The sequence below is a fragment of the Nonomuraea salmonea genome (genome assembly GCF_042428605.1).
In the GTDB taxonomy this organism is placed as follows: Bacteria; Actinomycetota; Actinomycetes; order Streptosporangiales; family Streptosporangiaceae; genus Nonomuraea; species Nonomuraea salmonea.
Map to the genome: position 1 here is coordinate 1 of NZ_JBHMCF010000036.1, position 13,510 is coordinate 13,510.

Consider the following 13,510-nt stretch of genomic DNA (forward strand, 5'->3'; position numbering starts at 1 on the left):
CGCGCTCGGCCTCACCGTGCTGGAGGACGACAAGAAGTTCTTCCCGGTCTACAACGCCGCGGTGACCGTGCGGCAGGAGACGTTCGACAAGTACCCGGCGCTGGAGAAGGTGCTCCAGCCGGTCATCGACAAGCTCGACGACGACACCATGCAGCAGCTCAACGCGCAGGTGGACGTCGAGGGCAAGGAGCCGGACAAGGTCAGCGAGGAGTGGCTGAGCAAGGAGGGCTTCCTGGGCTCGCCCGCCTGACCGTCTTCCTGACCGTCTTCCTGGAACGGCCCGCGCCTCGCCCGGCGCGGGCCGTTCGCGTGTCCGGACCGGTCCATTGACTGGAACGGCTTGCGCGTGAGTCAGAAATCGTTAATTCTTAGGAAGGTTTCCTTTTTAATCCTGTCTCACCCCCCAGGAGCGCAGGTGCGCAAGAGTACGATCGCGACCGTGACGGCGGCCACCGGAATGCTGGTCCTGCTGCCGGCATCCGCCGCCAACGCCCACGGCACCATGTCCAACCCCCCGAGCCGCGTCTACGTCTGCAAGAACGAGGGCCCGGAGTCGCCGAAGTCCGCCGCCTGCAAGGCCGCCGTGGCCGCCGGCGGCACCCAGGCGTTCTACGACTGGAACGAGGTCTCGCTGCTCGAAGCGGGCGGCAGGCACCGCGAGCTCATCCCCGACGGCAAGCTCTGCAGCGCGGGCCGCGACAAGTACCGCGGGCTCGACCTGCAGCGCTCCGACTGGCCTGCCACGCAGGTGCGGCCCGGCACCTTCACGCTGACGTACCACGCGACCGCCCCGCACGCCAACAGCAACTTCGAGTTCTACATCACCCGCGAGGGCTGGAACCCGACCATGCCCCTCAAGTGGTCGGACCTGGTGCACATCAGGACGTTCAACAACCAGAACCCGACCACGTTCACGAACTGGTCGATCAACCTGCCGCAGCGGACCGGGCGGCACATCCTCTACTCGATCTGGCAGCGCGTGGTCGGCAGCAACGAGGCCTTCTACACCTGCTCGGACGTGGACTTCGGCGGGGGCGGCACCCCGAACCCCAACCCGACGCCCACGCCCACCCCGACGCCCACCCCGACCCCGACCCCGACGCCCACGAACCCGCCGACCAACCCCGGCGGCACGTGGAGCGCGAACAAGGCGTACCGGGTGGGCGACCGGGTGACGTACAGCGGCTCGACGTACGAGTGCATCCAGGCGCACACCTCGCTCGCCGGCTGGGAGCCGCCGAACGTGCCCGCGCTCTGGAAGCGCGTCTGACCTCACTTATCGAGGGCGGCCGCATTGAGGGCGGCCGCCCTCGTCACGGGACGGTGGCGAGGAAGACGTCGCCGTTGCCAAGGGCGCGGCCGCCGTCAGGCGTGCCGTACGTCAGCCCCGCGATCGCCACCTTCCCCTGCCCGGTCGCCGCGGCGTACAGGTTGGGCTCGGCGAACGGGTCGACGCCGTCGTCCCTGGCGGTCCCGAGCTGGGCGGCGGCGCGCTGGGCGCCCTTCGCGTCCAGGCGGAGCGTCAGCACGTCGGCCCCGCCCGCCGGCACCCCGACTTTGCCCCGCGTGTACCCGGCGACCGCGATCTCCCCGCCCGGCAGCGCGGCCACGGCTGCGCCCTCGTCGGCGGCGGCGGTGGCGAGCCGGTGCTCCCAGCGGCGCTTGCCCCGGTCGGTGTAGGCGACGGTGAGCGCGTCGCCCGACGTGGCGCCGGTCGCGACGATCAGGCCGGCGGTGGTGACGGTGACCGCGTTCAGCCGGTCGTCGCCGCTGCCGCCCTCGGTGGCGGCCCAGGTCCTGGCGCCGTCGGCGGTGTACGCGGCCAGCCAGCCGTCGGTGCCGCCACGCGCGGTCGTGCCGGGCAGCGCGGCCGTGGTGCTGCCCGTCAGGTAGACGCCCGTGGCCGCGGCGGCGACGCCGGTGGCCTTGTCCTCGCCGGGGCCGCCGTACTGGCGGATCCACCTCACCTCGCCGTCGGGGCTCAGGCGGGCGGCGATGGCGTCCTTGTCGCCGGCGTTGACGCCGTCGAGCGCGCCCTTGGTGTAGCCGGCGACGTACGCGCCTCCGTCGGGGGCGGCGGCCAGGCCGTACACGCGGTCGGCGGCGTCCGGCGCGCCGAACTGGGTGGTCCAGCGGACCTCGCCGTCCGGGCCGAGCCTGACCACGAACGCGTCGTCGGTGCCGTTGCCCGCGTGCTTCCCGTCCAGGTCGCCCTTGGTGTAGCCGGCCGCGAGCACGCCGCCGTCCGGCAGCGGCACGACCCCGTACAGACGCTCGTCGGCGGGCGTGGCGATGCGCCGGGTCCAGCCGCCCGGCCTGGTGACGACGGCGTCGAGGTCGCCGTTCTCGGCGGTGGCGTACCCGATCGTCAAGGTGCCGTCCGCTGCGGCGGCCACGCCGCCCGCCCAGTCCACGGCGGACGTGCCGTGCAGCGGGGCGGGCAGGCCCGCCGGCGGGACGACGCTGAGGCCGGGGCCGAGGTCGGCCATGGCCTGCTCGAAGGCGGGGGTCCAGACGTCCCAGTCGTGGCCGCCGTCCAGGACCCTGAGCTGGGCGGAGATCGCGGGCGAGCGGCGGGCGGCGTTGTAGAGGGCGGCCGACTCGAAGTCGAGGTCGTGGCGGGCGTCGGCCGGGTCGGGGTTGGCGTACTCGTCGTCGCCGACGGCCACGAACATCCGTACCGGCAGGTCGGGGTCGAGGTCTTCGAGCAGGGCCGGGTAGTTGAGCTTCTTGTAGATCGCGTCCGCGAACTTCTCCTCGCCCTCGCCGAACGCGCCGTAGTCACGGGCCGAGGAGTCCGACGGCGGCAGCGGCGTGTAGACGGCGGGGCTGAGCACGGCGGCGGCGCCGAACAGGTCCTGGTGCGCGAGCGCGTACCGCAGGGCGCCCGCGCCGCCCATCGAGTAGCCGCCGACCAGGCGGGCCTGCCTGATGGGCGCGGTCCGGTACGTGGCGTCCACGTGCGCGACGAGGTCCCTGGTCAGCGCCGTCTCCACCGGACGGCCCGGCAGGTCGTCGCCGGTGTAGCGGGAGTCGACGTACCAGTTGCCGCGCTCGCTCCACGGGGCGTCCGGCATGACCGCGATGACCGGCGGGATGCGCTTGGTCCTGATCATGTCGTCGAGGGTCGTCTTGACCCGCGTCCACGCCTGCATGCTGTCGCCGCGACCGTGCAGCAGGTAGAGCACGGGGTGGCGGTCCTTGCTCCGGTCGTATCCGGCGGGCAGGTAGACGTTGTAGGCGATGTCCTCGCCCAGGGCCTTCGAGGGCGCGGCGGCGGTGGCGATCGTCCCGCCGGTCCGCGCCTCGGTCTGGGCGGGGCCGGCCGTCAGGGTGAGCGCGGACACGACGGCGAGCGCGCCGGCGGTGATCCATCGGGGTACGGGCATCGACCACTCCTGTAAACGTTTACCGAACGCGCCTCATGTTTCGGGAGAGTTTCATGGGGCGGGGGGTGTGCTGTCAACTGTCCGTTTCTTCCATCCATGCTTAATGCCTTTAAGTTCATGCATAATAGGTGTAACTTCTTGTTTCCCCTCGTCAGGCTTGAGGCGATGAACGCACTGATCACCACTCCCGTCACCCCCGGCCTCCTGCGGGGCGCCCTCGATGTGGAGCGGACCCCGTACGGACTGCTCCCCCACCGGCTGCCCGCACGAGCACGCAGGCAGATCCCGGACGAGCAGCTCGCCATGGCCGAGAGCCAGCCGTCCGGCGTCCGGCTCGCCTTCCGCACCGCCGCCACCACCATCGAACTGGACGCGCTGCCCACCAAGCGCGCCTACCGCGGGCTGCCCGATCCGCCTTCCGGCGTCTACGACCTGATGATCGACGGCCGGCTCGCCGCCCAGGCCACCGTGCCGGGTGGTCGCACGCGCGTCGCCGACTTCGCGACCGGGGCCGTGGAGGTGCACGATGGGCCGTCCGGCACCGCCCGCTTCACCGGGCTGCCCGCCGGCGACAAGGACGTCGAGATCTGGCTCCCGCACAACGAGACCACCGAGCTGTCCGCGCTGCGTACGGACGCGCCGGTCGCCCCGGCCCGGCCGCACGGGCGGCGGGTGTGGCTGCACCACGGCAGCTCCATCAGCCACGGCTCCAACGCCCTGCACCCCACCGCCATCTGGCCCGCCCTGGCCGCCGCCGCCGGCGGGGTCGAGCTGGTGAACCTGGGGTTCGGCGGGAGCGCGCTGCTCGATCCGTTCACGGCCCGCGCGATGCGCGACACCCCGGCCGACCTCATCAGCGTGAAGATCGGCATCAACCTGGTCAACAGCGACGCCCTGCGGCTGCGGGCCTTCGTCCCCGCCGTGCACGGGTTCCTCGACACGATCAGGGAAGGTCATCCTGAGACGCCGCTGCTCGTCGTGTCGGCCATCCTGTGCCCGATCCAGGAGCGCACGCCGGGGCCCCTCACCGTTCGGTTCGAGGACGGCACCGTACGCTTCCGCCCCACCGGCGACCCGGCGGCTGTCGCGTCCGGTCACCTGACCCTCGAGGTCGTCCGCCGCGAGCTGGCCGCGATCGTGGCCGAACGCGCCACCGACGACCCGCACCTGCACTACCTCGACGGCCGCGACCTGTACGGCGAGCCCGACAACGCCGAGCTGCCGCTGCCCGACGACGTGCACCCGAGCGAGGAAGGCCACCGCCGCATCAGCGAGAACTTCTCCCGCCTCGTCTTCCCTCCCGGCTCCCCCTTCGCCACCCGCTAAGCCCTCCGAAATGTGCAGGTCAGCGGCTTGTGAGGGGGAATGTGCGGTGAAAGACTGAAAGTGACGGAAGGGGGACGTCATGATCGAGGTCAAGAACATCGACAAGCCGGACGAGCGCCGCGACTTCCCCAGGGGGCACCTGGAAGTCTGCAACCTGTCCGGCCTGACGTTCGGCGTGGCCACCTTCGAGCCGGGCTGGCGCTGGTCCGAGTCCGTGAAGCCGATCGCGGGCACCGACTCCTGCCAGGTGCACCACACCGCGTTCGTGGTGCAGGGCCGCATGCGGCTGCACGCCGACGACGGCACCGAAGCCGAGATCGGACCGGGCGACCTGTTCGTCTGCCCACCCGGACACGACGCCTGGGTGGTGGGGGACGAACAGTGCATCATGTACGACTTCGCAGGCGGCGCCGCGAACTACGCCAAGGCACCCACCACCGGGTCCGCCAACACCAACGACATGATGGGCTACTGACACCAACGAGCCAATGACCCGACACACCCGCCACCAAGCCCCACGCACGCCAACCACCGACGCGAGGCCCGTGCCGCAGGGCCTCGACGCGAAGCCGTCGGTCGGGAGCAGCGCCAGTCGTCCCGGCTGCTCACCGGGTGCCAGCATGGCGACGAGCACGACGCCTGCCTGCTTGGCGCTTCGACTCGTAGGTCAGCCCGCACCGCCCTGGCCTGCTTCGGTGTCGGGGGCCGGTGTGGGTGGGGTGGTGGTGAGCAGGCGGCGGACGGCGACGTCGATCAGGTCGTGGATCTCGCGGTCGGTGAAGATCTCGGGGAGGGTCAGGCGTTCGACGATCAGCCAGTTGAGGGCCAGGTACAGGAGGACCACGGACGCCGAGTCGCCGGGGAGGCCCGAGACGGTGTGGTGGCTGATGTTGGCGTCGATGTCCTCGCGGATGCGCTTGGTCAGGACGGCGCGTAGCTCAGGGCGGCGGGTGGCCTCCAGGCGGAGCTCCAGCAGGGCGAGGTAGCCGGAGTTGAAGGCGGAGATGCGGTCCACCAGCTCGTGCATGAGCTCGGCGAACCGGGCTTCGTCCTGGACGCCTTCGCGGTTGCGGGCGACGGTGGTCTCGTCGGGCAGCAGGCGCTCGTAGATGCGTCCGCCGACCTGGGTGAACAGGTCGTCGCGGGTGGCGAAGTAGTTGGACGCGGTGCCGACGGGCACGCCTGCCTCCGCATCGACGGCGCGGAAGGTCAGACCGCGTGCCCCTTCCCTGGCGAGCACCTCGATGGCCGCGTCGATCAGCGCCTGACGCCGCTCGGGGTTTTTGCGCACTTGACACCACTCCAGTTGTAGTACTACCTTCAAACCACTTCACACATAGTACTACAAAAGGAGTGACTTAATGCGAAAGCTCGTGTATTACGTGGGCGCCTCCATTGACGGCTACATCGCCGGGCCCGAGGCACAGTTCGACTTCTATCCCGCGCCTGACGACATGGTGGCCTGGATGAACGAGCGTTATCCGGAGACCATCCCCACCCACATCCGCCGGCATTTCGGCATGGACGACGTGCCGAACAAGGCGTTCGACACGATGGTGATGGGCCGCGGCACGTACGAGCCCGCCCTCGACGTGCCCACCACCAGCCCCTACGCCCACCTGCGCCAGTACGTCGTCTCCCGCACGCTCACCATCGACGACCCGACCGTGCGGGTGGAGCGAGGCGACCCGATCGAACTGGTACGCCGGCTCAAGGCGGAGGACACCGGCCTGGACATCTACCTGGGAGGCGGCGGCAAGATGGCCGCGTCCCTGCTCCCGGAGATCGACGAGCTGATCATCAAGAGCTACCCGGTGGTGGCGGGCACGGGCGTCCCCCTGTTCAACGGCGCCTTCTCCCCCACCCTGTTCACACCGACCCACCGCGAAACCTTCAGCAACGGCGCCCAGGTCACCTGGTTCACAAGGTCCTGACCCCCCTGAGCAGGGCTCTGAGGGTGTTGGGCTGCTGAGGGTGCCGGGGGCCGGACTGCCGGGCTGCTGAGGGTGCGAAGGTTCTGGGGGCCGAGAGGGGGCAAGGTCCGGGAGCGCGCCGAGCGCTCAAGCGTTCGCGCGATCATGCGGTTTCGCCGAGCGTCCTGCGTTTTCCGGCCACCGACGGGCGTTGGCGAGTTGCTGAGCTGTCGTCGGGGGTGTGTCCTGGTCATAGCGGGGAGACCGGAGTGGCCTTGGGGACGAAGACCACTGCGTCGTACGCCTTCGTGGGGACGGTTTTCACCGTGTACGTCCAGCTCATTGCGGTGTAGACGGATCGGAAGCCGTCGCCGACGCTGCCCATCGGGACCTCCGAGGTGAGCAGCCGCCGGTTGGCCGGATCGGCGGCGGCCGCCTCGGCCAAGTTGAGGTAGCCCATCGGCTCGCGGCCGAACAGCTTGGCCAGCGGGGCGTCGTGGGTGACGGTGAACCGGCGGCGTTCGCCGCTGCCGTCGTCGCGGCTGATGAAGGTGCTGGTGCCGAAGTCGGTGCCGATCGCGAAGTAGTCGTCGCCGTACGTCTCGGCCAGCCGCGGTCCCATCGACGGGAACGAGAAGGCGGCGCCGCTCTTGTCGATGTGGCCGTCGTGACCGGCCACGATGACCTTCTTCCTGCCCTGGGCGGCCTCCCTGTCGGTGATCCAAGCGATGTTGGCGGCCATCCAGGCGTCGCGCTTGCGGGCGTAGTCGTTGCCGGAGGTCTGGAGTTGCGCGCTGCGCTGGATCGTCTCGGCGTGGTGCAGGGCCAGGGCGAAGGCGTCGGCGGAGCCGGCCCGATCGTACGCCCGCCGCCCGGCTTCCGAGCCGGCCCGCTCCTGCGCTTGCCGCCCGCCCTGCGAGTCGGCTCGCTCGTAGGTCTGCTGCTTGGTCTTGAGCTGGGTGACCACCTGCTCGGCGGCCTGGGCGGCGGTGGTCAGTCTCTCGCCCGACAGGGTCTGTCTGTTCGCGTCGGTCAGGTCGGCTAGGGCCGTGCGTACCGGCTTGACCTGGGCGGGGTCGACGTCGGCGAGGTAGCTCAGCAGCCGCTGCTTGTTGTGGTCGTAGCGCTGCATGTCGAAGCCGTAGAGATGCACCTTGTCGCGGTCGGCGGCCGTTTCGTTGTGGTCGTGGAGCCACTTGAGCAGGTCGGCCGTCTCGCGCGTGCGGTAGATGTCGAAGCCGAGCGCCTTGGCCGCGTCCTCGGCGCTGCCCCGGCCGCCCATCACGTAGTCGGCGGCTGCGGCGGTGCCGCCGAAGTCGGCTTCCAGCGCGACCGTACGGAAGCCGTGTTCTCGCACGAGCTTCTGGATGATCTGCTTGCGGACCTGCACGAACTCCTGGTTGCCGTGTGTCGCCTCGCCGATGCCGACCACCCGGGCGGCGGCCGCGTCGGTGAGCGGGGCCCGGTCGAGCGGCACCACAGCCGTGGCCGTCACGTGCGAGGTGTCCACACCCCCGCAGCCTGCCGCCAGCACCGCGATCGTGACGGCGCCGAGGAACGTGCGTACGCGCCCGGGCGTGGCCCGGCGGTCGAGTCTGCGGGGGTGTCGGATCATGGATGAAGTCCACACCAGGGTGACCCGGCACGGCATCGGACCGAGGTCCACCGTGAGCGTGCGAAGGTCCAGATCGCCGAACGCGACACTAGACCTGCGGTTACCCGGGGTATGGACCCAGGTCCTCATCCGGCATCACAGATCGCGGCCAGGACCACCTCGCCATCAGCCGAGCCAGGGCCGCACACGTCATCGGCCGCTCCAGGGCCGCTCCAGGGCCGCCCCGGTGTCACATCTCCAGCCCGGCCGCCTTCATGACGGGCCGTACCTCGACGTCGCCGTCCCCGCCGCCCAGCAGCAGCGCCGCCAGTTCCACGGCGCGTTCCCGGTCCTCGCAGTCGATCACGTACTGCGCGGTGGCGGGGGTGCCGGGGCGGGGGTGCGGGACGCCGGTCACGGAGGGGATGCCGTGCAGGAGCTGCACGACGACGCCGAGGGAGGGGTCGGCGAGTGCGTACTCGCCGACCAGCTCGCCCGCCTCCCCCGCCGCGGCCAGGAACGCGGCGCGGCCCAGGCCGGCCCCATGCGGGCGGTGCAGGGTCAGGACGAAGTGCACCGCCCGCTCAGTCCTCGCCGGTCGCCGAGAACACGACCGGGCGCACCTCGATGCCGAGCCCCTCCACCGACGCGTCGGGGATGAGCGCGGCCAGTTCGAGCGCCCGCTCGCGGCTGTCGCATTCGACCAGGTAGTAGCCGCCGAAGTACTCCTTGGCCTCCAGGTAGGGACCGTCGGTCACGACGGGGGCGCCGCCGCGGACGCGGACCACGGCGCTCTCCGACACGTCGCCCAGCGCGGCGGTCTCGATGAACTCGCCTGACTTCCTGATCGTCTCCATGAACGTGCCATGGCCGTTCATCACCGCGTCGCGCTGCTCCTCGGTGAGCCCGTCCCACACCTGCGGGTTCACGTGCATGATCAACAGGAACTTCATGTCGTCTCCTTCGTCGGACTGCGGCGCCGCCGTCGGCGCCGCTCACCAGGTAGTCGGAGCGGCGGGGACGGCTTCGACATGCCGGAGCCAACAAATCTAAGGGGCGGGCCGAGGCGGGAGAAGCAGGTGGTCGGGAGGCAAAAGCCTGGTCACGAATCCGCGGGGAGGCGTTCGACGGGAAGGATCGGGAGAACCGCCGGGTTGGGCTAGGTGTTCGCATCAATGTGTGCAGGTACGACGTACCGCACTCGCTATATAAACGGGGGTTTGTCATGGCGATGCTGCACTACCTCGGTCTCATGGGCTTCACAGCCGCCCGGCCACCGCAGCCGCTTCCGGGCAGGAACAGTGGTGGAAGCGCGGGGCAGAGCGCCCGTCGTCGGCGCCGCCGCCGCTGAGCGGAGGTCACCGAGGTGGCCGACCACATGACACAACACGAGGGGCCGGACGCGAGCAAGCGTCCGGCCCCTTCCTTTTGCTAGCAGGCGGCCGCCTTCGGGACGTCCTCGCCGTACTTGGCCCACGAGCACACCGTGCTGATCGCGATCTTCCACTGGCCGCCCTGGTGCACGGCCTTGCCCCGCCTGCTCGACAGCAGGGTCCGCTCGCCGCGGTGCAGCACGTAAGAGACCTGGGCCTTGGTCGGCGAGTCGAAGCGCACGTTCCTGACCCGGCCGGTGACGTGGCCGAACCGCTCGTCCTCGCCGAACGCCTGCACCATCAGCTCGTTCATCTCGCCGTTCTCGACGACCTTGACCTTGGCCGCCGTCGAGCCTTGCTCGTCGAAGAACGTCTCCCAGGCCCGTCTGATCTCGCCCTCGGCCCGTGCGGGGTTCGCCGGCACCGTCACGGTGGGGCTGGGGGAGGCGGGCGCGGTCGGGGTGGGCGTGCTCAGCGACGGCGACGCGGAGCCGGTGGTCGTGGTGCCGCCTGGCGGGCTCGGGATGGGTGACGGTTCCGGCTCGCCGGAGCAGCCGGCCGCCAGGAGCGCGGCCGCTCCCAGGGCGGCGCAGACCTTCATGGCTGTCACGGTCTCGGCCTCGAGACCTCAGTACGCATGAGCACGACGGTATGAGGACGGCCGGAGGTTAGCCAAGCACGGCGGCCACGTGTCCCCAGGCGCCACAGCGCGCGTACGCCCCCTGATGCGTGAACATTGCAATCGGTTGTTGCAGCGACGGCGACGTCACCAGGGCGAACCCCGCGAACCGTTTGCAGTTTTACCAGCACGTATTGACGTTTCAGCTGTGTAACGTCACTGTTACTGCAACCGGTTGTCATCGCAATACCAGCGACCCCGCGCGCGACCGCCTTCCCGCCTCACCGGGCGGCGCACGCACGGAGACGAAGCCCCCCTCGTACGAATGGAGCTGGGACGTGCGCAAGAACGAACCCCTGACCAGAAGGCTCACGGTCATCCTGACCGGCGGCCTCATCGCGACCGGCGGCCTGGTGACCGCGGCGCACACCTCCGCCGCCGCGGCCCCGTCGAACGGCGACTACACCCTGGTCAACGGCGCCAGCGGCCTGTGCGCGACCGTACCGGGACAGAGCTCGGGCGACGGCGTGCAACTCGTGCAGAACGCCTGCTCGGACGCCGCAGGACAGGTGCTGACCATCACCGCCTCCGGCGCCGGCCACCAGATCAAGGCCGCGCACAGCGGCAAGTGCCTCGGCGTCCGCGACGCCTCCACCAGCGCGGGCAAGGCCGTGCAGCAGGAGACGTGCACCGGGGCGGCCTCGCAGACGTGGCGGCTGACCGAGTCGGGCGCCGATTACCGCGTCGTCAACGCCAACGGCGGCAAGTGCCTCAACGTCAAGGACAACTCCACCTCGTCGGGGGCCCTGCTGCAGCAGAACTCGTGCGACTCGGCGGCCACCAAACAGTGGACGCTCAGAGCGGCCGGCAACGGCACCCCCGACCCCGATCCCGACCCGACCGACCCGCCGCCGACAAGCGACACGCTGTACGTCGCACCCGCCGGCAGGGACTCCGCGTCCGGCACCCAGGACGATCCGACCACGCTGACCTCGGCCATCACCCGCATCGCGGCGGGCGGCACGATCTACATGCGCGGCGGCACGTACCGGCCGTCCCAGACGATCACCATCGCACCGGGCAACAACGGCACCTCCAGCGCCCGCAAGAAGATCTCGGCATACCCGGGCGAGACGCCGATCCTGAACTTCTCCGCCCAGAGCGAGAACTCGGCCAACCGGGGGCTCGCGGTGAACGGGTCGTACTGGCACATCTACGGCATCGTGGTGGAGCGGGCCGGCGACAACGGCATCTTCGTCGGCGGCAGCGGCAACATCCTGGAGCGCACGGTCACCCGCTACAACAGGGACACCGGCCTGCAGCTGTCCAGGATCGCCTCCGACACCCCGCGCGACCGGTGGCCGTCGAACAACCTCGTCCTGACCGCGCTGTCGCACGACAACGCCGACTCCGACGGTGAGGACGCCGACGGCTTCGCCGCCAAGCTCACCGTCGGCTCGGGGAACGTCTTCAGGTACGCCGTCGCCCGCAACAACATCGACGACGGCTGGGACCTCTACACCAAGAGCGACACCGGCGCGATCGGTCCGGTGACCATCGAGGACTCGCTGGCGTACGACAACGGGACGCTCAGCGACGGCAGCCAGGCCGGCAACGGTGACCGCAACGGGTACAAGCTCGGCGGCGAGGACATCAAGGTCGATCACGTCGTACGGCGCAGCATCGCCTACCGCAACGGCAAGCACGGCTTCACCTACAACCGCAACCCGGGCACGATGACGATCTCCGACAACGTCGGCGTCGACAACGAGGAGCGCAACTTCTCCTTCGACGCCGGCACGTCGGTCTTCCGCAACAACGTCTCATGCCGCAGCGGCAGCGGGTCCAACGACAAGACCGTGGGGAACGCGGACGGCTCCAACCAGTTCTGGACGGGCTCGAACGGGTCCCGCTGCTCCTCCTACAGCGGGTCGTTGGGCTGGTCTTTCACCTCGGACGGCCGCCTCGTGGTCACCTTCGGCGGCGCCCCCTTCACGCCATAGCCCTCCCCTCACCCGGCGGCCTCGGATCCTCCGCTCCGAGGCCGCCGATTTTTTCTTCAAGATTTTTCGCGGCGGTTGTCGAAACCGCGTCGTCCCGTTCGCTGCGTCGGTGAGAGGGCCGCAGGGGCGGCCCGCGAGCACGAGGACGACGACCATGACCGCACACGTTCCCACCATCCGCCCGGCCACCCTCACCCCGGCCCGCCCCCTGCTGATGCTCGGGGTGGCGGCCGGCCCCCTGTACGTGGCGGCGGGCCTGGCCCAGGCGCTGACCCGGGAGGGCTTCGACCTGACCAGGCACTCCTGGAGCCTGCTCGCCAACGGCGACCTCGGCTGGATCCAGACCGCGAACTTCCTCGTCACGGCCCTGCTCACGATCGCCGCCGCGGCGGGGCTGCGCACGACGCTCGCGGGCGGGCCGGGCGCGGCGCGTCCCAGGGGTGCGCGGTGGGCGCCGGCGCTGGTGGCCGTGTTCGGGGTGAGCCTGATCGGCGCGGCGGTCTTCCCCGCCGACCCGGCGCTGGGCTTCCCCGCCGGGACGCCCGACGGCCCTGGGACGGTCACCGCGACCGGGCTCGCGCACCTCGCCGTCGGCGGCATCGGGTTCTCGTGCATGGCCGCGGCGTGCTACGTCATCGCCTCCCGGTTCGCCCGCGAGGGCCGCCGCGGCTGGGCGATCTACTCGCGGGTGACCGGGACGGCGTTCCTGATGTCGTTCGCGGGGATCGCGAGCGGCGGCGGCGCGGCGTGGAGCACGCTCGGGTTCGTCGCCGGGATGGTGGCGGTCTGGTGCTGGCTGTCGCTAGTGTCGCTGCACTTCGCGCGTGCCACTGCCTGAAAAATCACCTTAACTACCAGGAGGAACCGTCATGCGTTACCTGATCACACTGCGCGTCGCCGCCCAGCCCGAGGGCCCGCCGCCCGCCGAGCTGATGGAGGCCATCTTCAAGCTCGGCCAGCAGGCCACCGAGTCGGGGGCGCTGCTCGACCAGAGCGGCCTCGCGCCCAGCTCCGAGGGTGCCAGGGTCGAGGTGTCCGGCGGCCGGCTGTCCGTCACCGACGGGCCGTTCGCCGAGGCCAAAGAGTTGATCAGCTACGCCCTGTACGAGGTGAGGAGCAAGGAGGAGGCCGTGGAGTGGGCCGGCCGCTTCCTCAAGCTGCACCGCGACCTGTGGCCGGGATGGGAGGGCCAGGCCGACGTGTTGCGGCTCTTCAGCCCCGCGGACCTCGCGCCACCCGGCGCCTGAGCCGGCCGGACGTCGCGCCCGTGCCTGCGATGTCCGGGCCGACGTC

At 70.5% G+C, this 13,510-nt stretch carries 14 protein-coding genes; 8 read left to right on the plus strand and 6 right to left on the minus strand.

The annotated features are described in order from the left end of the window. Together ACFFR3_RS29650 and ACFFR3_RS29655 are read left to right on the plus strand one after the other, a co-directional pair. Positions 1-250, plus strand: a 250-nt coding sequence (locus tag ACFFR3_RS29650) for a glycine betaine ABC transporter substrate-binding protein (RefSeq protein ID WP_379484210.1), incomplete at its 5' end; no start/stop codon positions are given. A 165-nt stretch (positions 251-415) separates the two neighbouring features. Then, complete coding sequence (locus tag ACFFR3_RS29655; protein ID WP_345385576.1) at positions 416-1,270, plus strand: lytic polysaccharide monooxygenase; 855 nt, start codon at positions 416-418, stop codon at positions 1,268-1,270. A gap of 43 nt (positions 1,271-1,313) precedes the next feature. On the opposite strand, the gene ACFFR3_RS29660 is transcribed toward ACFFR3_RS29655, so the two are convergent. Further along, positions 1,314-3,389: an alpha/beta hydrolase-fold protein gene (locus ACFFR3_RS29660; protein ID WP_379484211.1), complete on the minus strand. Its 2,076-nt coding sequence runs from the start codon at positions 3,387-3,389 to the stop codon at positions 1,314-1,316. A 165-nt stretch (positions 3,390-3,554) separates the two neighbouring features. Between ACFFR3_RS29660 and ACFFR3_RS29665 the strand changes: the two genes are divergently transcribed. Both ACFFR3_RS29665 and ACFFR3_RS29670 read left to right on the plus strand, forming a co-directional pair. After that, positions 3,555-4,715, plus strand: a complete 1,161-nt coding sequence (locus tag ACFFR3_RS29665; protein ID WP_345385578.1) for a GDSL-type esterase/lipase family protein — start codon at positions 3,555-3,557, stop codon at positions 4,713-4,715. Between the two features lie 79 nt (positions 4,716-4,794). Further along, a complete protein-coding gene (locus ACFFR3_RS29670; RefSeq protein WP_364378610.1) occupies positions 4,795-5,190 on the plus strand; it encodes a cupin domain-containing protein in 396 nt (131 codons plus the stop codon). 192 nt (positions 5,191-5,382) lie between these two features. On the opposite strand, the gene ACFFR3_RS29675 is transcribed toward ACFFR3_RS29670, so the two are convergent. Next, positions 5,383-6,006: a TetR/AcrR family transcriptional regulator gene (locus ACFFR3_RS29675; RefSeq protein ID WP_379484212.1), complete on the minus strand. Its 624-nt coding sequence runs from the start codon at positions 6,004-6,006 to the stop codon at positions 5,383-5,385. Between the two features lie 70 nt (positions 6,007-6,076). On the opposite strand from ACFFR3_RS29675, the gene ACFFR3_RS29680 reads away from it, so the two are divergent. Further along, the gene (locus ACFFR3_RS29680) at positions 6,077-6,649 is read left to right on the plus strand and encodes a dihydrofolate reductase family protein (RefSeq protein ID WP_364378604.1); all 573 of its coding nucleotides are present in this window, start codon (positions 6,077-6,079) and stop codon (positions 6,647-6,649) included. Positions 6,650-6,878: 229 nt separating this feature from the next. On the opposite strand, the gene ACFFR3_RS29685 is transcribed toward ACFFR3_RS29680, so the two are convergent. The 4 genes from ACFFR3_RS29685 to ACFFR3_RS29700 form a co-directional block, all read right to left on the minus strand. Then, positions 6,879-8,243 carry an erythromycin esterase family protein gene (locus ACFFR3_RS29685; protein WP_379484213.1) on the minus strand — a complete coding sequence of 455 codons (1,365 nt, stop codon included), beginning with the start codon at positions 8,241-8,243 and terminating at the stop codon, positions 6,879-6,881. A 229-nt stretch (positions 8,244-8,472) separates the two neighbouring features. After that, the gene (locus ACFFR3_RS29690) at positions 8,473-8,799 is read right to left on the minus strand and encodes a YciI family protein (protein WP_345385584.1); all 327 of its coding nucleotides are present in this window, start codon (positions 8,797-8,799) and stop codon (positions 8,473-8,475) included. Positions 8,800-8,806: 7 nt separating this feature from the next. After that, positions 8,807-9,175 (minus strand): YciI family protein, encoded by a 369-nt coding sequence (locus tag ACFFR3_RS29695; protein ID WP_345385587.1) that lies wholly within the window; start codon positions 9,173-9,175, stop codon positions 8,807-8,809. Positions 9,176-9,653: 478 nt separating this feature from the next. Continuing rightward, positions 9,654-10,196 carry an MTB12 C-terminal domain-containing protein gene (locus ACFFR3_RS29700; RefSeq protein WP_345385589.1) on the minus strand — a complete coding sequence of 181 codons (543 nt, stop codon included), beginning with the start codon at positions 10,194-10,196 and terminating at the stop codon, positions 9,654-9,656. Positions 10,197-10,552: 356 nt separating this feature from the next. Between ACFFR3_RS29700 and ACFFR3_RS29705 the strand changes: the two genes are divergently transcribed. From ACFFR3_RS29705 to ACFFR3_RS29715, 3 genes are all read left to right on the plus strand, one after another. After that, complete coding sequence (locus ACFFR3_RS29705; RefSeq protein WP_379484214.1) at positions 10,553-12,217, plus strand: RICIN domain-containing protein; 1,665 nt, start codon at positions 10,553-10,555, stop codon at positions 12,215-12,217. A 154-nt stretch (positions 12,218-12,371) separates the two neighbouring features. Next, a complete protein-coding gene (locus ACFFR3_RS29710) occupies positions 12,372-13,055 on the plus strand; it encodes a DUF998 domain-containing protein (RefSeq protein ID WP_345385591.1) in 684 nt (227 codons plus the stop codon). Positions 13,056-13,086: 31 nt separating this feature from the next. Beyond that, positions 13,087-13,464, plus strand: coding sequence for a YciI family protein (locus ACFFR3_RS29715; RefSeq protein WP_345385593.1), 378 nt, complete (start codon positions 13,087-13,089; stop codon positions 13,462-13,464). The last annotated feature ends 46 nt before the right edge of the window (positions 13,465-13,510 follow it).